The 25,828-nt window shown below is 35.4% G+C and carries 27 protein-coding genes; 24 read left to right on the top strand and 3 right to left on the bottom strand.

All coding sequences use genetic code 11. The features are described from left to right. The first annotated feature begins 15 nt into the window (after window positions 1-15). The 15 genes from Ana3638_RS04305 (at window position 16) to Ana3638_RS04235 (ending at window position 15,927) form a co-directional block, all read left to right on the top strand. A complete protein-coding gene (locus Ana3638_RS04305; RefSeq protein ID WP_161836939.1) occupies window positions 16-669 on the top strand; it encodes a potassium channel family protein in 654 nt (217 codons plus the stop codon). Continuing rightward, window positions 666-1,358, top strand: coding sequence for a potassium channel family protein (locus Ana3638_RS04300; RefSeq protein WP_161836938.1), 693 nt, complete (start codon window positions 666-668; stop codon window positions 1,356-1,358). The genes Ana3638_RS04305 and Ana3638_RS04300 overlap by 4 nt, the downstream gene beginning before the upstream one ends. Before the next feature lie 82 nt (window positions 1,359-1,440). Continuing rightward, on the top strand, window positions 1,441-1,692 hold the full coding sequence (locus Ana3638_RS04295; protein WP_161836937.1) for a hypothetical protein: 252 nt from the start codon (window positions 1,441-1,443) through the stop codon (window positions 1,690-1,692). After that, window positions 1,679-3,220, top strand: coding sequence for a TrkH family potassium uptake protein (locus Ana3638_RS04290; RefSeq protein ID WP_161836936.1), 1,542 nt, complete (start codon window positions 1,679-1,681; stop codon window positions 3,218-3,220). The genes Ana3638_RS04295 and Ana3638_RS04290 overlap by 14 nt, the downstream gene beginning before the upstream one ends. Next, complete coding sequence (locus tag Ana3638_RS04285; protein ID WP_161836935.1) at window positions 3,193-3,693, top strand: DNA-binding protein; 501 nt, start codon at window positions 3,193-3,195, stop codon at window positions 3,691-3,693. The genes Ana3638_RS04290 and Ana3638_RS04285 overlap by 28 nt, the downstream gene beginning before the upstream one ends. A 312-nt stretch (window positions 3,694-4,005) precedes the next feature. After that, window positions 4,006-4,701 (top strand): response regulator transcription factor, encoded by a 696-nt coding sequence (locus Ana3638_RS04280; protein WP_161836934.1) that lies wholly within the window; start codon window positions 4,006-4,008, stop codon window positions 4,699-4,701. A 190-nt stretch (window positions 4,702-4,891) separates the two neighbouring features. Next, window positions 4,892-6,124 (top strand): sensor histidine kinase, encoded by a 1,233-nt coding sequence (locus Ana3638_RS04275; RefSeq protein ID WP_161836933.1) that lies wholly within the window; start codon window positions 4,892-4,894, stop codon window positions 6,122-6,124. A gap of 70 nt (window positions 6,125-6,194) precedes the next feature. Then, window positions 6,195-6,881 (top strand): ABC transporter ATP-binding protein, encoded by a 687-nt coding sequence (locus tag Ana3638_RS04270; RefSeq protein ID WP_161836932.1) that lies wholly within the window; start codon window positions 6,195-6,197, stop codon window positions 6,879-6,881. Next, the gene (locus Ana3638_RS04265) at window positions 6,878-9,418 is read left to right on the top strand and encodes an ABC transporter permease (RefSeq protein WP_161836931.1); all 2,541 of its coding nucleotides are present in this window, start codon (window positions 6,878-6,880) and stop codon (window positions 9,416-9,418) included. The genes Ana3638_RS04270 and Ana3638_RS04265 overlap by 4 nt, the downstream gene beginning before the upstream one ends. A gap of 70 nt (window positions 9,419-9,488) precedes the next feature. Further along, the gene (locus Ana3638_RS04260) at window positions 9,489-9,827 is read left to right on the top strand and encodes a hypothetical protein (RefSeq protein WP_161836930.1); all 339 of its coding nucleotides are present in this window, start codon (window positions 9,489-9,491) and stop codon (window positions 9,825-9,827) included. A gap of 239 nt (window positions 9,828-10,066) precedes the next feature. Next, window positions 10,067-10,876 (top strand): GNAT family N-acetyltransferase, encoded by an 810-nt coding sequence (locus Ana3638_RS04255; protein ID WP_161836929.1) that lies wholly within the window; start codon window positions 10,067-10,069, stop codon window positions 10,874-10,876. A 170-nt stretch (window positions 10,877-11,046) separates the two neighbouring features. Beyond that, window positions 11,047-13,107, top strand: coding sequence for a DHH family phosphoesterase (locus Ana3638_RS04250; protein ID WP_161836928.1), 2,061 nt, complete (start codon window positions 11,047-11,049; stop codon window positions 13,105-13,107). A gap of 52 nt (window positions 13,108-13,159) precedes the next feature. After that, the gene (gene rplI / locus Ana3638_RS04245) at window positions 13,160-13,606 is read left to right on the top strand and encodes a 50S ribosomal protein L9 (protein WP_161836927.1); all 447 of its coding nucleotides are present in this window, start codon (window positions 13,160-13,162) and stop codon (window positions 13,604-13,606) included. A gap of 24 nt (window positions 13,607-13,630) precedes the next feature. Continuing rightward, window positions 13,631-14,971 (top strand): replicative DNA helicase, encoded by a 1,341-nt coding sequence (dnaB, locus tag Ana3638_RS04240; protein ID WP_161836926.1) that lies wholly within the window; start codon window positions 13,631-13,633, stop codon window positions 14,969-14,971. A 299-nt stretch (window positions 14,972-15,270) separates the two neighbouring features. Beyond that, window positions 15,271-15,927 carry a helix-turn-helix domain-containing protein gene (locus tag Ana3638_RS04235; RefSeq protein ID WP_161836925.1) on the top strand — a complete coding sequence of 219 codons (657 nt, stop codon included), beginning with the start codon at window positions 15,271-15,273 and terminating at the stop codon, window positions 15,925-15,927. A 61-nt stretch (window positions 15,928-15,988) separates the two neighbouring features. On the opposite strand, the gene Ana3638_RS04230 is transcribed toward Ana3638_RS04235, so the two are convergent. After that, window positions 15,989-16,156 (bottom strand): DUF362 domain-containing protein, encoded by a 168-nt coding sequence (locus Ana3638_RS04230; protein ID WP_073277858.1) that lies wholly within the window; start codon window positions 16,154-16,156, stop codon window positions 15,989-15,991. Between the two features lie 267 nt (window positions 16,157-16,423). Between Ana3638_RS04230 and Ana3638_RS04225 the strand changes: the two genes are divergently transcribed. Continuing rightward, entirely contained in the window at window positions 16,424-16,627 is a 204-nt protein-coding gene (locus tag Ana3638_RS04225; protein ID WP_161836924.1) for a DUF1858 domain-containing protein, read from the top strand. A gap of 304 nt (window positions 16,628-16,931) precedes the next feature. Here the strand turns inward: Ana3638_RS04225 and Ana3638_RS04220 are convergent, their stop codons facing one another. Beyond that, the gene (locus Ana3638_RS04220; RefSeq protein WP_161836923.1) at window positions 16,932-17,726 is read right to left on the bottom strand and encodes an adaptor protein MecA; all 795 of its coding nucleotides are present in this window, start codon (window positions 17,724-17,726) and stop codon (window positions 16,932-16,934) included. 365 nt (window positions 17,727-18,091) lie between these two features. Here Ana3638_RS04220 and Ana3638_RS04215 point away from each other — a divergent pair, with 365 nt between their 5' ends. The 8 genes from Ana3638_RS04215 (at window position 18,092) to rpiB (ending at window position 25,470) form a co-directional block, all read left to right on the top strand. Further along, window positions 18,092-19,447 carry a serine/threonine-protein kinase gene (locus tag Ana3638_RS04215; RefSeq protein WP_161836922.1) on the top strand — a complete coding sequence of 452 codons (1,356 nt, stop codon included), beginning with the start codon at window positions 18,092-18,094 and terminating at the stop codon, window positions 19,445-19,447. 16 nt (window positions 19,448-19,463) lie between these two features. Then, a complete protein-coding gene (locus Ana3638_RS04210; RefSeq protein ID WP_161836921.1) occupies window positions 19,464-20,093 on the top strand; it encodes a hypothetical protein in 630 nt (209 codons plus the stop codon). Between the two features lie 545 nt (window positions 20,094-20,638). Further along, window positions 20,639-20,872, top strand: coding sequence for a hypothetical protein (locus Ana3638_RS04205; RefSeq protein ID WP_161836920.1), 234 nt, complete (start codon window positions 20,639-20,641; stop codon window positions 20,870-20,872). Continuing rightward, window positions 20,833-22,344 (top strand): glycosyl hydrolase family 18 protein, encoded by a 1,512-nt coding sequence (locus tag Ana3638_RS04200; protein ID WP_161836919.1) that lies wholly within the window; start codon window positions 20,833-20,835, stop codon window positions 22,342-22,344. The genes Ana3638_RS04205 and Ana3638_RS04200 overlap by 40 nt, the downstream gene beginning before the upstream one ends. Before the next feature lie 187 nt (window positions 22,345-22,531). Next, entirely contained in the window at window positions 22,532-23,260 is a 729-nt protein-coding gene (locus Ana3638_RS04195; RefSeq protein ID WP_161836918.1) for an N-acetylmuramoyl-L-alanine amidase, read from the top strand. A gap of 196 nt (window positions 23,261-23,456) precedes the next feature. Next, entirely contained in the window at window positions 23,457-24,512 is a 1,056-nt protein-coding gene (locus Ana3638_RS04190; RefSeq protein WP_161836917.1) for an L-threonylcarbamoyladenylate synthase, read from the top strand. Between the two features lie 74 nt (window positions 24,513-24,586). Then, on the top strand, window positions 24,587-25,045 hold the full coding sequence (locus tag Ana3638_RS04185) for a low molecular weight protein arginine phosphatase (RefSeq protein ID WP_161836916.1): 459 nt from the start codon (window positions 24,587-24,589) through the stop codon (window positions 25,043-25,045). Next, a complete protein-coding gene (rpiB, locus tag Ana3638_RS04180; RefSeq protein WP_161836915.1) occupies window positions 25,042-25,470 on the top strand; it encodes a ribose 5-phosphate isomerase B in 429 nt (142 codons plus the stop codon). The genes Ana3638_RS04185 and rpiB overlap by 4 nt, the downstream gene beginning before the upstream one ends. A 154-nt stretch (window positions 25,471-25,624) precedes the next feature. Here rpiB and Ana3638_RS04175 read toward each other — a convergent pair whose 3' ends face one another. Beyond that, complete coding sequence (locus Ana3638_RS04175; RefSeq protein WP_161836914.1) at window positions 25,625-25,804, bottom strand: hypothetical protein; 180 nt, start codon at window positions 25,802-25,804, stop codon at window positions 25,625-25,627. Window positions 25,805-25,828 lie beyond the last annotated feature (24 nt).

Here is a 25,828-nt window from a genome sequence, read left to right as displayed (position 1 = left end):
TGCGGAGGATAATATATGTATATAATCATAATTGGTTGCGGAAGATTGGGCAGTAATCTTGCGAAAGGATTATCTGACGACGGTAATGATATTTGTATCATTGATCGGGATGGTGATAAATTAAATGGTTTGGGCAGCGGGTTTAACGGCAGGCGTATCAAAGGCATTGAATTTGACAGTGATAAACTGCTGGAGGCAGGTATAAAAAAGGCAGATGCACTGATAGCAGCTTCTCCGGATGATAATATAAATATAACGGTATCACTTATTGCAGATAAAATATATATGGTACCTAAAATAATTGCGAGAATAAATGATCCCGATAAAAGCTATTTCTATAATAAACTTGGTATTTCTACCATTAATCCGATTCAATATGAGATTGAAATACTAAAAAATCAGCTGCCCAGTGAAAGTTTAGAAATAATTTCAACCTTAGATAACAATTATGGAATTATTGAGCTTCTTGTAGGCAAGGAAAAAGATGTTACTGTAGTTAATATTGAAGATAAATTCCATTGCATCATATCAGGCCTGATGAAAGACGGAGCGGTAAGTCTTCCGAAAAAAGACGACCGGATTAATAAAGGAGACAGGATATTTTGTACGGTTCATAAAAATGATAAGGAAAAATTAATAAATTATTTATGCAAGGAGGTATTCCTATGAAAACAATTATTATTGGCGGAGGGAAAATAGGGTATAACCTCTTAAGAACTTTAAAAGAAAGAGGGTATGAAGTAACTCTGATCGAGCGGGATAAGGAAATATGTATGAAAATTGCCGAAGACTATAATGCGGATGTAATCTGGGGAGACGGTACCAAATTAGAGGTATTAAAAGATGCAGGAATCGAAGATGCAGAAATCATCGCGGCTGTTACGGGAACGGATGAAGAAAATCTTGTTATCTGTCAGATTGCAAAATTAAGTTTTCATACGAAAAAAACGATTGCCCGTGTTAATAATCCTAAAAATACCATTATGTTTAAAACTCTGGGTATCGATAATACGGTTTGCAGTACGGAAGTAATAGCAGGTTTAATAGAATATTCATTTGATAAAGAGGATTACAGGATTATCAATACCTTTGAACGTGGGTCCATGATTCTGGCGGAATTATCAATAAATGAGCATAATTCTTGGTGTAACAGAAAGGTGAAAGATTTAGTTTTGCCAAGTGAATGTGTACTTGTCTCAATATTACGGGGTGAAAAAGTTATATATCCAAGAGGAGACACCTGTATTTTATCCGATGATAAGGTAGTAATAATCACAAATAAATCAATCTTATCAATTATTGTTACTGAATTATATGATGGAGGGAATAAAAGATGGACTTTATCAAAAATGAAATAAAAGGAATCATATCTGAACTAGGTGCGGCTGCTTTTTATATTTTATTAATATTTTCAGCAGCATTCATTATTATGAGGTGAACATGTTAAGAAAAAACATCTTAACGCTAGGAGAATCCGAAACGAGCACGGAGGGTGCTCATTCCAGACGTCTTCCCCAATGGTTAGAGATGCCGCCTTGCGGCATCATGTTTGATAAGATGAAAGAAAATATAATAAAAGAAGGGATGCCACATACAGATTCTTTCAATCGTTTTTATTTGTGGCAGTACCGCAGACCTGTCTGCGGTATGCAATTGCAGATTGCAATGGGTGTAAGCGATGAATATAAATAAAAAAAGAACTTTCAGTATAGGTATCATATGTTATTATACCGGATACATAGTTCTAATCGTAGCCGCATCTATGATTATACCCATCGTAACATCCATACTGTTTAGGGAATGGAATCCGATGATGGATTTTATAATCAGTGGTGCAATAGCAACAATTATTGCCTTGTCATTGATTCTGTTTGGAGCGGAATTTAAGGAAAACAGACCGGATTTTGGGTGGAAGCATGGTTTTGTTATTGCTGCACTATCCTGGATTATCTTAACTGTTTTATGTGCAATTCCGTATCGGTTAAGCGGGCATACAAACTCATTTATAGATGCCTGCTTTGATGTAATGAGTGGATTTACAACAACAGGGTTAGTTCTTACGCAGGACCTGGACCATCTTTCCAATGGCTTCAATATGTGGAGACATATGTTAACTTTTATTGGCGGGCAGGGAATGATTGTTCTGGCGCTTTCTTTTTTAACTAGAGAAATCGGCGGAGCTTATAAAATGTATGTTGGAGAAGGTAAAGATATTGAATTGGTGCCTAATGTAAAAGGAACTGCGAGATATATATGGAAAATAAGCATGGTATACCTTATTATTGGTACGTTTTCCCTGTGGATAATCGGTATGTTTATTGGACTGAAACCTGTATCGGCATTTCTGCATGCACTGTATATGTTTGAATCCTCATGGAGTACCGGAGGATTTGCCCCTTATACCCAAAACATTATGTACTATCACAGTATATTATATGAATCGGTTACTATGGTTATATTTATACTTGGTTCATTTAACTTTGGTCTGCATTATGCCATATGGCAGGGTAAGCGAAAAGAAATAGTAAAAAATATAGAAACTCAAAGTTTCTTTATAACATCATTTATATCCTGCATGTTGGCATTGATCGGGTTATCGAAACTAAATGTGTATCCTGATGCGGTGGCAGGTTTTAGAAGAATTATTTTCAATGTAGTCTCAGCTCATACGACAACGGGATTAGGGTCTATTTATGCCAGACAGTTTGCTTTAGAATGGGGAGATTTCGGGGTTCTGATTATGATAATTGTTATGCTGATCGGCGGTTCCGCATGCTCAACGGCAGGTGGATTTAAAGGTCTAAGGGTAGGTATTGTTTTTAAAGGTTTGATTATGGATGTTAAAAAACTTCTTACATCGGAGAGAAGTATGAAAGTGTATAAATACCATCATATTAAGGACCATATATTAGAAGACGGTTTAATTAAGTCTTCTGCTACTATCATATGTTGTTACATGATTACATTTACCATAGGAACCATGATTGGTTCATTTTATGGATATTCGTTAGCAGATTCCGCTTTTGAATCCGCTTCCGTTACCGGTAATGTCGGATTGTCCATTGGTGTTACAGCGCCTTCCATGCCGGTTTTTATGAAGATATATTACATCATTGCAATGTATTTAGGCAGGCTGGAATTTCTGTCTGTATTTGCATTAATAGGTTATATTCTGGGAGGTGTTAAAAAAACATGCATAAGATTATTACAGCGGGCCTGATTTTTTTAATTTTAACCAACCTGTTATCAATATCAGCAAAGGCAGAGTCTGTAACGGAGATAAACGATCTCATTGAAAATGCAAAAGAGCTGGATGGACAGGAAGTTTCGGTTCAGGGTGAAGCGATTGGGGAACGTATGGACAGGGGAGAATATTCCTGGATAAATATCAATGACGGAACCAATGCAATCGGCATATGGATTAGTAAAAATGAGGCAGATCATGTTATTCACTATGGAAATTACAAATATGCAGGCGATACGGTAAAAATAACAGGTTTATTTCATAGAGCCTGTACGGAACACGGCGGTGAAGCAGATTTACATGGTACTTCATTGGAAATCGTAAAAGCAGGGTACCGGGTAAAGGAACAAATAAATCCGGTAAAAATAATAACTGCAATTATATTGGTAATGTTAGCTTCCCTCGTTTTAGTAATATTTCATAAAAAGTTAGGTAAGAAAAGAGTTTAACATTCTGATTAATTGTGTGATTCGTCTTTTCTGGTTAATTACAGATTATTATGCTTCACTATTGTTAACCAGGAAAGACGGATAAACGGTATAATAACTAATTTCCAGCAAACTTATAATAAGAAATACCGAGTAATGTTCTTAAGGATTATCATATCTATTTTCATCTAATTTCTATCTGTTTTCCCTCTAATAATTCCCATTAACAAGTTGATAAATGTCAGATTATGTATTATGATACACCTAGGAATAAATGTGAAAGATGCTTTAAAAGCATCCTGTTTGGAAGAATTCTTTTCTGGGGGTATCATTTTGTACAATATTTTAATTATTGAAGATAATACGGAACTGCAAAATGAAGTAAAGGAACTTTTGACTTCGGTTGGGTATCAGGTTTTTTGCGCACAGAGCCGTTCATCTGCTTTATGTTACTTTAAGTTTAACAAAATAGATTTATGCCTTTTAGATGTTCAGTTACCTGATTGCAACGGTTTTGAATTCTGCCTTGAAATCCGTACATTTTTTACAAATCCTATTATCATGCTAACGGTATGTAATGAAGAAGAGGATATCATAACCGGACTGAAAAACGGTGCGGATGATTATATTACAAAACCTTTTTCCATCCGGATATTATTAATGAGAGTGGAAGCTCAATTAAGGAGAAATGAGTTACAGACCCAAAAAGATACGCAGATTGTATTCAGCGGTGATCTATCAATTAACTTTGATACCAGAAAAATATATTTAAATGAAGAAGAAATTAAATTAAGAAGCATTGAATTTGACTTATGTGAAATTTTATTAAAAAATAACGGTCGTATTATAAAAAGAGAATTGCTGTTTGAGAGAATCTGGGATTGTAAAAACAAATTCATCGAAGAAAATACTCTTAATGTTCATATCAGCAGACTTAGAAAATCCTTAAAAACATACCGTGGGTCGGGGTACATAGAAACTGTTAAAAATTACGGCTACCGGTGGAATGTGGATATTATTAGAAATTAAAGGGGTAAATGTGAATAGTCTCACAAAGTACTTCGAGCCATTAGAAGAATAGCAAAGGCAGCTTTTCTTCGGGATTTATGCCCAAAGAGCATTCCCCTATTGTTTGAGATGGGACATAAGCGGCATCATGAGGGTAAGGTTGAAAAAACTTCAGATGGGCAAAAATCATACGCAGGAATGGAGAGAATATATGAAAAAAAATTATTTTTTAGACGGACAATTTGTTCTGGGAATAGGCCTCTTGGTATTTACGTTTTATATTATAAATGTCAGCTATATGTCTTATACTATTAAAAACAGTTACACAGAGAGAATTGTATCTGTCTTAGGGGCTATGTCTGAGGCTTATGGTGATATGAATAAATCCGTGATCGATACGGTAATGAATGATGACCATAAAGCCTATGCGGCAGGTACTAAACTATTAAAAAAATATGGATACCGTCTTAGCGGTGAGATACTTATTAAGGATTCCATAAATGAGGAAATTACATATTTATCCATATTTGAACTTACTATTATACTCTTCTTGCTATTCTGCCTTACAATCCTGTTTAAAAACCATATGAAGTTTCTAAAGAGACTGGAGACATATCTGGACGATTTTAATAACCCTGCCTCCTCTTTCGAGGAATCAAATAATTACACCAATCGTATTATGGGTAAACTGCATAAAATTTATCTGAATTCTAAACATAATATTCTTCTGGTTCATCAGGAGAAAGCTAAAATGCACGATTTTATGGAGGATTTATCCCATCAATTGAAAACACCGCTTACGGTATCCCGTTTGTGTGTGGAACGATATATCTTTGAAAATGTCAAATCAAATACGGAGCGTCTGGAGACAGGATTAAAGCAGTTAGAGAAAATGAATATTTTAATTAATTCTTATTTAAAAATCGGTATGTTAAAATCCTGCAATACAAAATTAGAAGTAAAAGACCATAATATTCTCGCTTTTATTGAAGAATGTGTTGAGGATATACAACCGCTTTTGGACAGCAAAAATATAACTATTCATGTAAAGGGCGAAAAGGAAGCAAGATTCCGGTTTGATTCCTTTTGGATGAAAGAAGCATTGGTGAATCTGTTTAAGAACGGCATTGAACACTCACCGGAGGACTCTGAAATTATGGTTTCCTATACCAGCGGCAGCCATGATTTAAGGTTATTTATTAAAGATAATGGAAACGGAATAGAAGAAAAAAATATGCCTGTTTTATTTGAACGTTTTGTTTCCAGTGTCCGACAGAAAGACGGCAGCAACGGGTTAGGGTTAGCGATTGCGAAACAGGCCGTAATACGGCATTTTGGTCAGATCGGAGTAAAAAACAATAAGAGAAACGGAGTCACATTTGAAATATGGCTTCCGATATTAAAAGGAACAGAAGTGTATAATATTTACTCTGATGTAAGATAAATGCAAGCTTCTTATAGTATAGTAAAAAGGTACAAGACCTAATGAATAACTGGGAATGGAGGGGAGACAGATGAGTATATTAAAATTAGAGGGCATAAGTAAAACATTCGGAAAAGGAACCGGTATGGTTACAGCTCTGGATGGAATAAATCTCTCCATTGATAAGGGAAGTTTTACAACGATTATAGGAAGAAGCGGTTCCGGTAAGTCTACTTTACTTAATATAGCCGGCGGGCTTTTAATTCCGGATAAAGGACAAGTTATCCTGGAGGATATTGATCTTTATGTACGTAAAGATAAGGAGTTAGCCAGAATCAGACGAAAAAAGATAGGAATCGTTTTCCAGGCATTTAATTTAATACCGGAATTTACGGTCCTGGAGAATATTTGCCTGCCCTCCTATCTGGACCAAAGTAAACCGAATATGAAGTTCATTGATGAGGTCCTGGAGATTATCGAAATGGGAGATAAAAAAAACAAATATCCCCATGAATTATCCGGCGGTGAACAGCAAAGGGCGGCTTTGGCACGGGCTTTATCTGTGAAACCTGATCTTCTGTTAGCAGATGAACCAACCGGTAATCTGGACATTAAAAGCGGAGAGCAGGTTATAGATGCTCTTCAGTATTGTTACCGAATATTCAATCAAACAACGTTACTGGTAACCCACAACCTGGAAATTGCCGGACAGTCAAACAGGGTAATAACCCTGCAGGACGGAAAAATTGTATCGGATTCAGTTGGTGAAATGATATGAGCTATTTTAATAAATTAGTCAGATTAAATTTAAAAAAATATAAAAAGTCGTATCTATCTTTATTTACTGTAATTGTTTTAGCCTGTACTTTTACCATTACCGTTACCGTTCTGCATGACAGCATGATTAAAACCGAAGAACAGCAGCGTAAAGATATCTACGGCAGCTGGCATATATCTGTTTATAATACGGATGATAGTTTATATAAGGATCTTAAAAATCATGGAACAATAAAAAGTATCGGTAAGATGACCGGTTATGGGGAGGTATTAAGAAGTAACGGGAGTACTTTGGGAGTAATCGGTTCCGTGGATAAAAATACGGCACATATGGGACTATCTCTTCTGGACGGAAGACTACCCGTAAAGGACAACGAGGTGGCCATAGAGATGGCTTATCTATCCATGATGGGGTATTCGTATGTACTGGGACAGGAAATAACCCTGAAAATCCGTATCCATAATAATAACAGCCAGGAGGTAATAACCAGGAATTTTATCCTCACCGGTGTATTAAAAAATTATTCCTCCATATGGAAAACGGACGGTAATCAGCTGATATCTTTCTTCGTTACGGATACCTCCCTTAAAACCCCTGTGTTTTTTGAAAATATTTTTGGAATTATTAAAAATAAATTCGTAGAAAATACCGATGAATTGTCTATGCTTACTTTAAACCGAGGGAAATTTATTAAAAATGATTATACGTATTTTGAGTATATTAAAAAAAGCAGAGAATTCGAAACATTCCTATCCGACTCAATTTTGATAATTCTTGTTACCATAACCTCAGCTTTTTTTATTTTTCAAATATTATATTCTTCCCAAAAGAAGCATAATAAAAGTTTTGTAATTATGCGTTGTCTGGGAGCAAGTAAAGCCCAGATTTTTTCACTTTATTTTAAAGAACTGTTAATTGTTTTTTCTATAGCCTATACAGCCGGAATTATTATTGTCTTATTAGCCGTTTATTTGGGTTATCAACTAGTGAGTGCATTTTTTCCTCAGGAATTTATCATTTCGATAAACAGCCTGAAATTAATAACATTATTACTTATTCTCATAGGTTTTACCATTCTGTTTGCCTTATGCTCTGTACTGCGGATCAGACAGATGCCGTTAACAGGTAATTTGAATTTACAGCCGGTAAATAGAATAATACCACTTCACAAAAGAAAATTCAGACCGTTAACCGTAAGAAATATGGTGAAGATATTCAACCGTTTCCATTCCAGGGAAGCTATTGTTTATTTTTGCCTTACTATCAGTACTTTTCTGGTACTTGTCAGTACTGCTTATTGGACATACCAAAAATACAAAGATTATACTTATATAAAAAATACATTTACAGCAGATTATGAATATGGAAACATGGCTACCTACTATGAACCTCAGGTCCATATGTCCGAAGAAGAAGTGGAACGAATCAGGAATATTTATGGAATTGCTTATGTCAGAGCATACCAAATTACTAAGTATCTGCCCATTACCTGGAACGGAATAGAAAAAAGCAAATACGCAGATTGTTTAAAGTTTAACTATTATCCTAGATATGCAAAGAAATCAGGAACATTTGCTACGGTTTTCGGTTTGTTACAGGATGAAAGGGATTATCAGTTTTATCTTGATGAGATAGATGAGGGTAATTTGTCGGCGGATGCTTTTTTACATGGGAATGAAGTAATCGTATACTTGCCGGCATATTACAAGATGCCTGATGGTATTATCTTAAATAGTTTGGATGCGGCATTGCAGATATCAAAGTCATCACTCAGTCGTGTGACGGAAGATACCCTAAAAATAGGAGATGAAATAATCATAAATGGCGCCAGGGGAGAGGTTAAAGTAAAAATCGGAGGAATTATCTACGAGATTGAGCATAAGAATTCTCAAGCTTTATTATCAAAGCCATACTCCATTATCTGTAATGATTCCATATATGAAAAGTTAGTTTCGGCTAAGGATATAAAAAGCTATGAATACCTGCAGATATATGCTAACAGGAACGCAAATTATGAAAGAACCGATGTAGAGATATCCAAGTTGGAAAAGGAATATATTATTCAAAATATCAGAATTCAAAAAGAAGATGCAAAATATAATGCCAGGATTAGTCTGTTTATATCTTTATTACTGAATTCCATTGTCCTTATTATTACCATTACAGTGCAGTGCAATAATCAGATATCCAGAATGGAAGCAGATAATAAACGAAATTATATACTTAATATATTGGGAATGGATAGGAATAAGTTACAGTTTTTATATCTTTATAATATTTTAAAAAACAGTTTTTTAGCGGTTGTACTTGGTATTGCTATTATATTTATATCTCTTACTGCCATATATTTAAAGGAGTTCGGTGGTTTATTTAAAAGCGGCAGCATACTGGAAGCGGGTAAATACACTTATGTGATGTATTTTTGTAGGATGCCCTGGGTATATGTTGTATATTTAATTCTTGGCTATTTATTATTAAATATAGCCATATCTTATTATCCATTATGGCGGTATCGAAAAATAAAAGATAATTTCTAAAAATGTCACATCCATGTAAGATTGCATAGTTATAATGATTATAAATAAAAAAACAAAGGAGATATTTTATATGAAAAAAGTTATGGCATTTCTTTTGACAGCAGTTATGTTATTATCTTTCAGCGCCACTGCATATGCTGCAGAAACAGTTGATACCGAAAAAGGTGCGCAAGTATTTGAGACTAATAGTGTAGTAACTCCATACGCATGGTATTATTCTTATACTAAAACGATTACTAAAACTTATGCATCGCTTTATGATGTACCGGACTCTATTGAGTACAGCGAATATAATTCCGGTGTGGATGCCGAATGCAGCGGAACATTAAATTTAAAATATACAATGCTTCAATCAAACGGTACCTATAAGGCAACTTTTGTTGGTACCATTGGTGCATATGTTTTCTAAAATATCCTAATCCTGAGGGGAAGAGATTAATATATATTAGAAAAAAACTGGGCTTTTTAAAACCTCCGAAAAAATAGCTTGCTGCACATACAGCAGGCTATTTTGCTTTATGCCGGAACATTACCTTAAGAGGATTTTACCTATTAATTCTAACTTTCAGAGGTATAAACGATTATTAACCTGTGATATAATAAAATCAGGATATGGAATAATTTCACATAAGTCTGAAAGGAGTAAATATGACGAAGCAAGAATTTGATAATCTAAAAAAGGAATCGGTTACCTATAAATATAATTCTTTTGAATATCTGGAATATGAAAATGTTCAGAATTATCAATTAATCCAAAAGGATGAATCCATACTTCTTATATATGGAGAAAATTCAGAAATCGGTTGCTTCGGGGTTTCCTGGGCAGCTAATATCGCAGAGGATCTGGTCTCTGCTGTAAAAAGGCTGGGTCCTAACATATTGATTTCTTTTATCCCCGCAAAATGGAAAGATTATTTTAATGAGAATGGTTTTTCCGACTATGCTATATTTCGCGGATATTGGATTCAGGATATAACGAAAATAAAGGGATATGGGGATTATTGTCTGTTACAGGAAAAGGAATGCAAACAGGCTTCCGAGGTGACCTTATCCTGTAGAAATCAGAGCAGAGGATTTCACGGCGAAAGTGAAGAGGGAATCAGGAGCTGGATAAAGGGAGAAAACCCCAATGCCAAAGATAGTAATTCAAGGCACTGCAGTATTTTAATACATAAAGAATCAGATAAAATAGTTGGAATTGCACTTGTTGCCGTTTATGATTATGACAGTACAAATGGTCCTGTATTATGGCTTCGGGAAATTGCAGTACATCCCGATTACCAGGGAAAGGGAATCGGTAGAAAGCTGATTTTACAAGGTATAAAGTTTGGAAAGGAAAGAGAAGCCAAGAGAGCGTTTTTAATGGCGGATGATTGTAATGAAAATGCGATAGGATTATATAAGAGTGTTGGGTTTGTTCCGGATGATGATGTTGAAATCAACCTGGTAAGCGGTTAACAACACCCCCCTTTCATTCCTTCCAGCATTAAATTATAAAAATAACTTTAATTTAACCGTTATAAATGGTATAATGTACATCACAATAAAATTATAAGGAAAATTAGGGCTATTTTTAACTTTTTAAGCTGATTTATCGCCGATATTGATTATATAAGGAGCATGGTAGAATGAAAAGGAACATTAAAGTAAAGGGAGCGTTGAAAGCATATCTGCGCTGGCCGATTATGCTGTCAATGTTATTGGCATGCATGAATCTGTTTATATACTTAATAGATAATAAAGCCGGATTAGTAATGCTAGGTTTCTCAATACTATATATCGTGTTGGCAATGCTTTTGTACTTTTTTAAACGACCTGTTATAATAGGTGATTTAATTCGCTATGCCGCTGACTATGGTCAGGTCCAAAAACAATTATTAAAAGAGATGGCTTTACCTTATGCGATTCTGGATTATGAAGGAAGACTCCTATGGGGGAATAATGAATTCCTGGATATCATAGAGAATGAAAAATCAGCCCGTAAGTCAATAACCAACATTTTTCCGGAAATCACTGTTTCTGTTCTGCCAAAGGATATGCAGGATAAAACTGTGAATGCGGCAAGAAATAACAGTTATTATAAGATAATATTAAGAAAAATAGTCGCCGTTGATTTTTCAGACAGTTCACCCTTTGAATATCAGGAAGATGATATGGGATTAAATGATTCCAATACTTTGATTGCCATGTATCTCTATGATGAAACGGAGATAAAGACTCTGATTCGGGAAAATTACGAGCAGAAGATGATTACAGGGCTTTTATATATCGATAATTACGAAGAAGCCTTAGAAAGTATTGATGAAGTAAGGCGTTCCTTGTTAATCGCTTTAGTTGACCGTAAAATTAATAAGTATATGCAGAGTATCGATGCAATCGTTAAGAAGCTCGAAAAAGATAAATATATCTTTATGTTTAAACAGAAATACCTGCAGCAGCTGCAAATAAGTAAATTCAGCTTGTTAGAGGAAGTACGTGCCGTAAATATCGGTAATGAAATGTCTGTAACCATCAGTATCGGACTTGGTGTAAATACGGATTCCTACCTGCTAAGTTATGAATATGCAAGAGCAGCCATTGATTTAGCTCTGGGCAGGGGCGGTGATCAGGCTGTCGTAAAAGAAGGAGATAAACTTCTTTATTATGGCGGTAAGAGTATACAGCTGGAGAAGAGTACAAGGGTAAAGGCAAGAGTAAAAGCCCATGCCTTAAAGGAATTTGTGGAAGCAAAAGATAAGGTAGTAATAATGGGACATGCCATTGGGGATGTAGACTCCTTTGGAGCTGGAATCGGTATTTACCGTATTGCTAAAACTTTAAATAAAAAAGCTCATATTGTCATAAATGAAGTAACTACTTCCGTCCGTCCGTTAATGACCAGATTTATTAATAATCCGGATTATGAAGAAGATATGTTTTTGAAAAGCGATCAGGCAATGGGTGTGGTAGATAATAACACACTTCTGGTTATCGTTGATGTAAACCGGCCCAATTATACGGAGTGCAAGGAATTGCTGTCTTTAACAAAGACTATAGTTATATTGGATCATCACCGTCAGACAGGGGAAGCAATTGAAAATGCAGTTTTATCCTATATTGAACCCTACGCTTCCTCATCCTGTGAAATGGTAGCGGAAATCCTGCAGTATATCGGGGACGGGCTGAGACTAAAGCAGGTGGAAGCAGACGCCATGTACGCCGGTGTAATGATTGATACCAACAATTTTCTTACGAAAACCGGCGTAAGGACATTTGAAGCAGCTGCATTTTTAAGACGTAACGGTGCGGATGTTACCCGTATCCGCAAAGCTTTCCGCAGCGAAATGGGTGAATATAAGACCAAAGCGGAAGCAATCAGTGCGACCGAAGTTTACCTGGAACATTTTGCTATTACGGTATGCTCCAGTGCAGGAATTTACAGTCCAACGGTATTGGGAGCACAGGTAGCCAATGAACTGCTTAATATTACCAATATCCGTGCATCTTTTGTTTTTACAGAATTTAATGATAAAATATATTTAAGCGCCCGTTCCATAGATGAAGTTAATGTGCAGCTGATTATGGAACGACTTGGCGGCGGCGGGCATATGAGTGTCGCAGGTGCCCAGTTTGCCAATTCCACCCTGGCAGAAGCAATTGATGATTTAAAAGAAACTCTGTCGGCTATGAAACAAGAAGGAGAATTATAGTTTTTAGGTAGTTGCAACCTAAAACTCGTTTTTATTTGAAAGGAGAATAGATATGCAGGTTATTTTATTACAGGATGTGAAAGCCTTAGGAAAAAAAGGTGAATTAGTAAATGTAAGTGATGGCTATGCCAGAAATTTTATATTACCGAAAAAGTTAGGTTTAGAGGCTAATGCAAAAAACTTAAATGATTTAAAATTGCAGAAAGCAGCAGAAGATAAAAGACAAAAAGAATTATTGGAAGAAGCTCAGGCGTTAGGTAAAAATCTGGAAACAAAAACCCTGGAGGTTAAAATTAAAGCCGGAGAAGGCGGAAGAACTTTTGGTTCCATTTCCTCAAAGGAAATTGCTGCGGCACTGAAAGCCCAATGCGGAATCGATATTGACAAGAAAAAATTACACCTTCCGGAACCTGTCAAGACAATCGGAACCCATACGGTTCCTGTAAAACTCCATCCCCAGGTAACAGCAGAACTTAAGGTAAAGGTAAGTGAGCAATAAAGGGGATATCAGGAGGAAAGGCAGATGGATGAGGCATTTATAAAAAAGGTGTTTCCTCATAGTACAGAAGCAGAGCAATCGGTAATCGGATCCATGATAATGGATAAGGATGCAATTGTGGCGGCTTCTGAGCTAATAACAGGGGAAGACTTTTATGAAAATCGTTATGGTGTCTTGTTTGATGCCATGCTAGAGCTTTTTAATGAGGGTAAACCGGTTGACTTAATTACCCTTCAGAATAAATTAAAAGAGAAAGATGTACCACCGGAATTATGCAGCTTGGAATTTATCAGAGATCTGATTACTTCTGTTCCGACATCAGCCAATGTCAGGTACTATGCAAACATTGTTAAGGAGAAATCAACCTTAAGACAATTAATAAAAGTAACGGAATCTATTACAAATGAATGTTATCTGGATAAAGAAAAGTTAGAGACGATTCTGGAAGATTCGGAGAAGAAGATGTTTGATATCCTTCAAAAACGAAATTCCGGTGAATTTGTTAGTATTAAAGAAATTGTGTTTAAATCCCTGGAGAGTATTGAAGCAGCGGCAAGGAATAAAGGCAGTGTAACCGGTGTTGCTACAGGATTTTATGATTTGGATTATAAAACAGCAGGTTTACAGCCATCGGATTTAATTTTAATCGCTGCGAGACCGTCCATGGGTAAAACAGCATTTGTTTTAAATATTGCTGAGCATGTTGTATTAAGAAATAATGTAACTACCGCCATATTCAGCTTGGAAATGTCCAAGGATCAGTTGGTAAAACGTATCATGTCCATGCATTCTAAGGTTAATTCCCAATCTATGAGGACAGGCGATTTAAGTGATGACGATTGGTTAAAGCTGGTGGAAAGTGCAAGGGTAATCGGTAATTCCAATCTGATTATAGATGATACTTCCAGTATTTCCATAAGCGAACTTCGTTCTAAATGCAGGAAATTTAAATTGGAACATAATCTGGGACTGGTAATCATAGATTATTTACAGTTAATGACCGGTGGAAAGAAATCAGAATCCAGACAGCAGGAAATTTCAGAGATATCCCGTTCTTTAAAAGGCCTGGCAAGGGAGCTTAACGTCCCGGTCGTTGCATTATCTCAGTTAAGCCGTGCAGTTGAACAGCGTCCCGATAAAAGACCAATGTTATCCGACCTTAGGGAATCCGGTGCTATTGAACAGGATGCGGATATTGTTATGTTTTTATACCGTGATGATTATTATAATCATGATTCGGAGGAAGCAGGAATATCTGAAGTTATTATTGGTAAACAAAGAAACGGTCCTACCGGTACGGTAAAACTGGCCTGGTTGTCTCAATATACGAAATTTGCTAATTTGGAAAGGCAAGGAAATTCATAAATTTTTATCAGTAATGTGGAGTTATTACATATTGATCTGATAACCATAAGAATGGCTCTGTTTTTGGTATAAGTGAGTAAGAAATACTCTTAACTTATTTCAAAGACAGAGTTTTTTTATTTCGGTTTAAAATGGTGGTTGCCGTTGGAAAATGTCAAGGGGTGGAGAGCTGGACAAGCTTCTGCCAATCCCTGTCGACAAATTAATTGAGAAAGTACTCCAGGTCTATTGCATTGATGTATTGCTGTGATATAATTAAAAAGTGTAAAAATATTACAATTAACAGAGGAGGAAGAGCTATGCGCGAAACTCGATATATGATATCAGAGGCCTCAAAAAGAATAGATATTGAACAGCATACATTACGATATTGGGAGGAAGAGTTAGATTTACATATACTTAGAAATGAAATGGGGCACAGATATTATAGAGAAGAGGATATAGAGGTCTTAAAAGCGGTTAAAATCCTGAAAGAAAAAGGATACCAGCTGCGTGCAATTAAAATGCTTTTGCCTGAAATTCAGAAATTAAGTAATTTGGATAAAGAGGAAGTAGAAAAGATGCAACAGGAATGGGATAAAAAGTATATGGATGCTATTGTTGGAGAAAGTAATCAGGCTTCTTTATCTGTTCAAGGAGCAAGGGGTAACGAACAGGATGATATTGTGGAAAAATCAGTAAATAAACTGGATCAGTTTAAGTCGATTATGAACAGCCTGATTACGGACGCCATCAGGGATAATAATGACGTTTTATCGGATTCCGTAAGTGATGTGGTAACGAAAAGCGTAATTAAAGAAATGGACTTTTTACTGCGGATGAAAGAAGAAAGGGAAGAAGAGAGATTTAAACAATTTGATCGGACATTACGTGAATTACAAAATGGGCGTACCGAATTCGCTGCAGCAAAGATAGACCGGCTGAAAAAGAAAAAAGGACTTTTTTCAAAAAAGTAAAAATAATAAGGGGCTGAATAAATGGAATATCCATTTATTCAGCCTCTTAGTTTTGAATATATTAAGCCTCAATAGCACCGGTTGGACATGTAGCTGCACAAGCTCCACAATCCAAACAAGCATCAGCGTCGATTTCATAATGACTTGCGCCTTCGGAAATAGCTCCTACAGGACATTCGCCTGCACAAGCGCCGCAGCTAATACATTCGTCAGAAATTTTATATGCCATGATTATGTACCTCCTATTTAGTTTTCTTCATTATTTTAATATAAAATCAGATATAATACAAGTTAAATCTATATAAATTTCATGTTGGGCTTTTGAAAGAATATATTGTATAAATACCACTTAATAATCATTAGAAAATTCTGCACATTTTGTTTGTTTTGGTATCCTAAATTATACCCTTGACGGGATTTGGAACATAGATTATAATGAAGAAGTTCACATACAAATAAATATAATCGTTTATAATAAACGTAAGGAGGTATATACATGGCTCAAATATCAAAAGACATGACAATTGGTGAAATTATCAGAGTAGATCAGGGTATTATCCCTATTTTAATGGCATCCGGTATGCATTGTGTTGGTTGTCCTTCCTCTCAGGGAGAATCCTTGGAAGAAGCTGCTATGGTTCATGGTATGGATGCAGATCAATTATTAGAAACAATTAACGAATATCTTAGCACAAAATAATAAATACCAAATTATGCTGAAAGCAAATATTCATAATTAATATAAACAACCCGGAATAATATCTTATTCCGGGTTGTTTTGGTAATTTCAGCGAAAGCAAAGTAAGAATTAGCAAGCTTGCTCGCAATAATTCGAAGGGGCACGCGAACCGAAGAAACTCGCAAAGCGTGTTTCTTGCGGTTCGGCAGAATTTGTCCGAAACATAATAAGCAAAAACACTTTGTCCGAATAAACAAGGGCCTCCGTCACTGTCGGAGGCCCTTGTTTCATAAGGTTTATTATCCTATTACTTTGTTAAGAATGATTATAAACTTGCTAATATCTGAACTGCATTGTTCTTTATAATTACTTCGTAATGTTCTTCATAATAATAAGGGCTTGCATAAGTGGTACGTTCTGATCTTCCGTATTCCGATATAATATTACAGATTTTGTTAAATTCTTCCGGTGAATGGTCAGATTTTGTAATGATTAGATAGTATATGGAGTTAACAGGATTTTTATATAGACTGTTAGTTCCTTTATAATAAGCAAAAATCACGCTTGCTAATTTTGTAACTTCATTAAGTGTTTTGAAGGAATATACTTTTACTAAATTAGTCTGAAAAGAAACACTCTTCTGACTGGATGAATCCTCCTCGGGAGTATCCTCTTTATTAATGGATAATGCTTCGGCCAGGGGAACAAAATCATCTTTTTCTTCCTCAGAATTCTCACCCATTAAATCATCCATTTGACCAAAACAATTTATAATTTCATCTGCATAAGAATCATCTGCTTCGTCTTCATATAAATCTTCATGTTCATCCGTATCCGGTGAAAACTTGGAAAAACGGGTATCCAATTCGTCTGGATCTTCAACTTTGGTTATTACTAAAATTAAACACTCAGGCGAAACCGGAATGGCTTCTATCATCAAGGGAATATCCTCTGCTTCAAAACCAAATTCATAGTTTGCTTGCTGCATCATATCTCGAAATAAGGCCTTTGCTTTCTCACTTCCGTAAGCGAGCTCACTAATACGTAATTCACGATCAACTAAATCATCTCTGCTTAAAGTACAGCGAATCTGGCGGTCACTAATTTTCTCTATCTTCATAGAATCACATCCTTTTCTATGTGCTGGCCTGGAATATATAGATTAAAAGTTACAACATGCTTTAAAATAAGGTAAAGTAACACCATTTAGCTATGTTGTAAACAAAGTATAATTTAAATGTGAAATAAAGTCAATATGATTATTTATGAAAGATTTATTAAATATTTACTTCATTTCCCATAATATGACAGAGCTGCTTATTAACATTATTAACAAAGAAATAAGAAAAGTTTGGTAAAAGAGTCGAATGGAAAATTGTTGTGTATAGATATGTTATATTGTATAATAAGTATTAGGATTACTCCATTGATTTAAGCGGAAAAAAGTCATAAGTTATAGGATTTATTCTAATAAGAAAGGAGATAATGTCAGACCAGATATGGTTTCAGAAATATCGAATCATTAAATTGTTAGGACGAGGGGGTAGCGCTGAAGTATTTTTAGCGGAACATATAAAGTTAAAATCCCTTAGAGCAATTAAGCGTATCAGTAAGGATCATATCCAACATGAACAATTACTGAATGAAGCTTATATTCTTAAAAATCTTAAACATTCCTGTATACCTGTCATTTATGATTTTGAAGAGGATGTCTTTAACTCTTATATCATAGAACAGTATATCGAGGGCACATCTTTAAAAGTATTCAGACAACAATACCGACAGTTAAAAGAAAATCTTATCCTGAAATTCGCAATACAAATATGTGATTTATTACAATATCTTTACTCCCTGGATAATCCAATTTTATATTTAGACTTAAAACCGGAGAACATTATCGTTTCTGATAATGTGGTAAAACTCATTGATTTCGGAGCCTCCGTTTTTAAAAATAACTTATTTGAAAGAAAATTTTCATTCGGAACGAAAGGGTACGCCGCACCGGAATTATATACTGGTCATACACCGGATGAGAGGACGGATATTTATGGAATTGGTGCTCTGCTTTATTATATGGCAGCGGGAACTACCTATGACTGCAAGCTCTTAAAAGGGTATCAGAACAAATACATAAAAAGGTATTCAAAATCCTTGCAGCGTATTATAGAACAATGTCTCAGGCAGCATCCCTTCTTAAGATATCCTTCCGTATACGTACTAAAAAATAAACTATTAGAAATAAATCACAAAAAAATTATCTGCCGATCAATAAACGAGGAATCCATAAGTATTGCGGTGGCAGGAACTCAGCACAGAATAGGTACGACACATCTGTCTATCCTTATCACAGCTTATTATAATAAATATGGTAATAAAGCTTTATATATGGAAAGAAACGATTCTAACCACATTTCTGAAATTCTAAACAGGTATCAGAATATAAAGACAAAAGATGGTATCTGTCAGATATTTAACTGTAATATACTTCCGAATTTCACTTTGAATTTACCGATTAATAAACAAGATTATCCGGTTACGGTTATGGATTACGGATGTCTGGATACAAATAATCTGGAGGATTATTTAAGGGCAGATATAAAATTAATCATATCCGGCGGGAAAGAGTGGGAATTAGGGAATACGGAGGAAGTTTTAAGGCTTCTAAATAAACAGGAAGATATTAAGTACTTATTTAACTTTTTAGATGGTAATCAGTTTGGTAAAATCATAAAACATATGGATAAGCTTAATTGTTACCGGATCCCTTACGAGCCCGATCCATTTATGCAAAAAAATAACGAATATCTGAATGATTTAATAAAGAGTCTGATAAAGGCTTAGGGAAACAGGAGCAGCAATGCAGAGAGAACCTATATTAATGAAAAAAATAAAAAAGGAAAAAATTCAAGGTAAATTCATAATAGGATTAATAGGGACACACCCCGGAGCGGGAGTTACTCATTTGGGGATTATGCTTAGTAATTATTTCAGCGAATATCTGGGACGTAAAACAGCTTTTTTAGAATGTGGTTCCGGAAGTGACTTTCAATATTTACAACAGTATTTCTATGATCCTGGCGAGGATATATATAACCGTGATTTTTTCACAATTCACAGGGTAACTTTTTATAAGAAAAGAAACCTGCAGGGTATTCCGGAAATCATAGGGGATCAATATGATTGCATAGTACTGGATTTGGGAACGGATATGGTAAAAAACAAAAGTGAATTTTTACGCTGTGATAAAAAAATTGTGGTCAGCAGCCTGTCAGTCTGGAAAGAGCATGAAATGGAACAGTTTATAGAAAACACAAAACATTTAAGAAATAGTGAGCAGTGGACTTATGTTATTCCTTTTTCGGAACAAGCTACGATAAACAGGGTTACAAAAAAGCTTCATAGAAAAGTTTATGGAATTCCATATGAACCGGATCCGTTTTTTTTAACTGTATCAGTAATTAATTTATTTTCAAAAATTTTTCAATGAGTAAGTAGTTATTTAAAAGAAAATAAGAGTAATCGTTTTATTTTAAGCAAATATTTCGGATAAGTATAACATATCACAAATGGCCTTCTTATCCAAATAATAAACTATTGTAACTGTAAATTGTCGTATGCACCAATTTGTTTAAAATAAAATAATTTGGGTAAAAATACATATTTAACGGGTCTGTCAAAAGGTATCCTCAATACATTAGGCAGAAACAAAAAAACCAAATAAAATACTCTGAATTATAGGGCTGTTACAAAATTCTTAAGATTTGAACTTACGTTTAGAAGTGAGTTTATTTTTCTTAAATTTTGCTATGGCCCTTTATTTCTTTTGACATTCAAACATGTTATACGACAAATATCACTATCCATACGATGAACTTCGAGTTTAACAGACTTAAAATTTATTCAATTTAAATGTTATGAGTATTTAACTAAAAAATAGTCGATTTAAATAATGACGGTGTGTAAATTAAATGTTATAATAGAAAAGGTGTGAAGTACTAAAAAAGTACTCTATATTAGCCCAGGAGGATAAGTATGGATAGAAGAACAAAACAGGCAATCATCGGTACTTCCATTGCTTTGGTTATTATTTTTGTAGTCATAGGCGCCGCTATTATCAAGAAGATTACACCTAGTGATAAAGCAATGGATCTTACGGAATATTATAAATTAGATAAGAATGAAGTTATGGTAATAATGCAAAATCAGATATATGAAAAAAAGCTCTCTTGCAGGGTCAAAAGGTTTATCTTGATTTTGATACGGTAAGCGGGATATTAAATAAAAGGTTTTATTGGGATTCCAATGAAAATATACTAAGCTATACCACTCCGACTGAAGTTATTAAAACGGAAGCAGACAGTTCCTTTTATTTTGTAAATGAAAAGAAAAAGCAATCGGAGTATCCGATTACGGTAACAAAAGATAATACGGTATATATTGCCATAGACTTTGTAAAACAGTTTTCGGACATGTCATATGAGTATTATAAAGAGCCTGATCGGGTTGTTATTAATTACCAATGGGGAGATTATTTAGCGACAACTGTGAAAAAAGCGACCCAGCTAAGATATGAACCAAGTATCAAAAGTGATATTCTGGTACAATTAGAACCAGATCAGCCATTGACCTATGTTGATCCCAATGAAGTAATAAAGGGTGGTTTTAGTAAGGTTATGACAGAGGATGGTATTATTGGTTATGTGAAGAATAAGTATGCGGCTAAATCTTATTATGACACATTAAAAAGTGATTATAAAGCACCTGAATATAAGCACATTAAAAAAGATGGAAGTATAAATTTGGTATGGCATCAGGTTACTAATATGGATGCGAATAACAATCTGGGTAATCTTATTGAGAAAACCCAGGGAGTTACCACAGTGTCACCTACCTGGTTTAAGATATCAGACAATGAGGGTTCCATTACTTCCCTTGCAGAAGAGAGTTATGTAGAACAGGCGCATGCTCTTGGCCTTGAGGTTTGGGGACTGGTGGATGATTTCAGCACGGATATAAGTATGACCGATTTACTCTCCCATACTTCCAGCAGGGAAAAATTAATTCAGAATTTAAAAAATGCGGTAAAACAATATAACTTAGATGGTATTAATATTGATTTTGAAAAAATATCTTCTGAAGCAGGTGCAGATTATATAGAATTTATCCGTGAACTTTCCGTAATGTGCAGAAATAACAGCATTGTTTTATCCATTGATAATTATGTTCCAACCAGTTATTCAGCTTATTATGACAGGGAAGAACAAGGTTTGGTAGCAGATTATGTAATTATAATGGCTTATGATGAGCATCACGGTGGCTCAGAAGAAAGCGGCTCCGTGGCTTCTATTGGATTTGTGGATAACGCGATTAACAATATACTGGAAATGGTTCCTGGTGAGAGAGTTATTATAGGTATCCCTTTTTACACAAGAATGTGGAAAGAGGCTCCGGATAAAAGCGGTAAAATTACCGTTACTTCCGAAGCATACGGAATGAGTAAGGCCCAGGCATTGCTTGATGATAACGGAGTTGAAGTAAAATGGGATGACCAAACCGGACAATATTATGGTGAATATAAGAAAGATGGAGCTACCTATAAAATCTGGCTGGAAGAGGAAGATTCCATCGAAGCAAAGCTAAAGCTTATTAATAAAGCCGGCGTGGCAGGAATAGCCTGCTGGAAGCTTGGTCTTGAAAAAGAAAGTATCTGGGAGATTATTAATAAATATTTAAAGTAAAACTATCTGCTTTCATATGCGGCACTGCCACCAGTCAACTGGAACAAATTGGGGGGTAGCTAACGCAACATGGCTGCAAATGTTATATGAAAAAGAAGATGTAAAGCAGTATCTTTTTCATACAAAACTCATAGCAGCGAAATTCCTTTCATAGAATATATTAAAGCTTATGACACTGGTATATTATATGAAAAGGAAAGGTTTTAAACAGTATTTTAACGTATTATTTTTGATTATGATAAGTTTATCCGTATTTTTGTTAGCAGAGCCGGCTATTCATGTTATGAAGCAGGCCGGAACCGCCACACCCTCACCGAAGACAAAAAAGAAAGTTACCATAGTATTAGATGCGGGACACGGAGGTATGGACCCAGGTAAGGTAGGAGTTAACGGAGCACTGGAAAAAGATATTAATTTATCTATAACGTTAAAACTGAAGAAGCTTTTGGAACAGAACGATATTGAAGTCATTATGACCAGGAGTGATGACAGCGGACTTTATTCTTCAGGTGATTCCAATAAAAAATCTGCAGATATGAGAAAACGTGTGGAAATTATTAATAACAGCAATGCGGTTCTTGCCGTGAGTATACATCAGAACAGTTTTACACAGGAAAGCATAAAAGGTGCTCAGGTTTTTTATTATACCAGCTCCGATACGGGAAAAGAATTTGCTGAAATTATGCAGGATCAGATAAAGAAAAGTATACAGGACGGAAATAAGAGGGTTGCGAAAGCCAATGACAGTTACTATATGTTAAGAAAGACAAATTGTCCGATAGTAATTGTAGAATGCGGATATTTATCCAATTATGCCGAGGCAGCCTTGTTAACAGACGAAAAATATCAGGATAAGATGGCATGGGCAATCCATCTGGGGTTAATTTCCTACCTGAATAATCTTCTCGACAAATAATGATAGCATAATCAAAATTATAGTGTTATAATGTGCGTAAATGTGTAGATATAATTTCTATGAATTGTACTTAAAGCTTATACAGCAGATTAATTGCCCTGATTATACAATGGCATATCCTTAAACCGGATGTTTATGTCAGTCAGAAAATATGCCGACAGTTGATTTGTGCAATGGGAGCTAGATTGGAATAAGAATGAAAACAAAGATAGTAACAATAGACAGTAATGATTTTAATACAATGGAATTAAAAGAAGCAGCAGAGATTCTTAAAAAGGGAGGGTTGGTGGCTTTTCCAACGGAAACGGTTTATGGTTTAGGGGCGGACGGATTGAATCCGGAAGCATCCGGTAAGATTTATGCCGCCAAGGGAAGACCGTCGGATAATCCTTTAATTATTCATATTGCTGATTTTAATGCTTTAAATGAATTAACTGCCGATTGTCCGGAAAATGGCAGAAAACTGGCCGAGGCCTTTTGGCCGGGACCCCTTACCTTAATCTTTAATAAGAGCAGTAAGGTGCCTTATAGTACAACCGGCGGCCTGGATACGGTAGCTATACGAATGCCGTCTCATCCAATAGCATACGAACTGATACGCAGGTCCGGTATTTATATAGCGGCTCCAAGTGCTAATGTTTCCGGAAGGCCCAGTCCGACTAAGGCAGAACATGTCATAGAAGATATGAACGGAATTATTGATATGATTATTAACGGTGGTAAGGTTGAGATTGGCTTGGAATCTACGATCGTTGATGTTACTTCTAAGATACCTGCTATATTAAGACCCGGTTACATTACAGAAGAAATGATTAAGCAGGTAGTTGGTGAGGTAGAATACGATAAAGCAGTTTTATCCCGTGTGCAGGACCCTGATTTGAAACCGAAAGCACCGGGTATGAAATATAAACATTATGCTCCCAAAGGAGATCTTACCATATACGAGGGAAATACAAAAAGTGTGATAGATGCGATTAATAAATCAGCTGAAGAAAAACTTCAAGCTGGGTTTAAGGTAGGTATCATAGCAACGGATGAAACTTTCTCTTCCTATCAGAAAGGGTCGGTAAAAACTATAGGAACAAGGAAAGATGAAAGTACCATAGCAAGAGGTTTATTTGAAATTTTAAGGGATTTTGATTCAGAAGGAGCAGATTATATATTTACGGAAAGTTTTGAAAATAACAGGTTAGGACAAGCTATTATGAATCGGTTGTTAAAAGCAGCAGGATATCATATAGAAAAAGTTTAACCTGGCAGAATCTATATAGCAGCTATATACGGATAATTCGGTTTTCGAATTGAATATCCAGAAAAGAGGTTTATATGATAAAATATGAAAAAATCATATTTGTATGTACCGGTAATACTTGCAGAAGTCCAATGGCAGAAACAATATATAAAAGTCTGGAAACCAACAGTGATATTAAGGTGATGTCCAGGGGGCTGGTAGTTTTATTTTCCGAACCTTCCAATCCAAAAGCCGACACGGTATTAAAAAGCCATAATCTGCAGCTGGAAGGACATATATCCAAAGGTTTAAAAAATTCTGATATTGATGAGAATACCCTTATTTTAACCATGACGGATAAGCAGAAAAAAAGTATTATAGATAATTTTGAGAATACGGATAATGTTTATACCATAAAAGAATTTGTAGGAGAAAATGGGGATGTAACAGATCCGTACGGTGGTACATTAATTGATTATGAAGAATGTTATGTTGAACTGGCACGTTTAGTGAAAAAAACCGTATATAAACTTAACGAGGAGGAAACATTATGATAGCAATCGGCAGTGATCATGGCGGCTTTGAACTGAAAAAGGAAGTAATGGAACATTTAAAGGAAAGGAATATAGAATACAAGGATTATGGAACTTATTCAAAAGAATCCTGTGATTATCCTGTATATGCAAAAAAGGTTGCAGAAGCAGTTTTAAGTAAGGAATGTGAACTGGGAATATTGATTTGCGGTACAGGAATTGGTATTTCCATAGCGGCTAATAAAGTGAAAGGAATAAGAGCAGCACTCTGCCATGACTGTTTTAGTGCAGAAGCAACGAAATCCCACAATGATGCCAATATATTAGCAATGGGTGCAAGGGTGGTTGGACCTGGATTAGCTCTTAAAATAGTGGATACCTTTTTAGATACACCGTTTTCCAATGATGAAAGGCATATAAGAAGAATTAATTTGATAGAGGATTAACTCGAATTTACTTTTGTTTACTTAATAGAAACGCGCACGCGAACTGTCACACTCGCGAAGCGCGTTTTTTTTATTTATTAGGAAAGTTCTCCTCCGGAGAACCTGTGTATTAAATATGCCCGCTAAAAGCGGGCATAGGAAACAGACGATATTGCTAGAAGATATAAAAACCTTCTTCAAATTCGTCCTCATCAAGGTCCTCATCCTCGGTAAGAAAATAATGCATGTCGAGCAGATCAGAATCAGTCATGTTCCGAACAAGCTTAGCCGTCATTCCTTCTGGAGGATTTTTGATATAGTTTTGTCTGAGTTCCTCTAGTTGTTTTGGATCCATTAGTAGTGCCTCCCATCTTAGAAT

Source organism: Anaerocolumna sedimenticola (assembly GCF_009931695.1).
Lineage (GTDB): Bacteria > Bacillota > Clostridia > Lachnospirales > Lachnospiraceae > Anaerocolumna > Anaerocolumna sedimenticola.
Note: the sequence above shows the minus strand (reverse complement) of the source record. Positions and strands in the feature narration are given on the sequence as shown.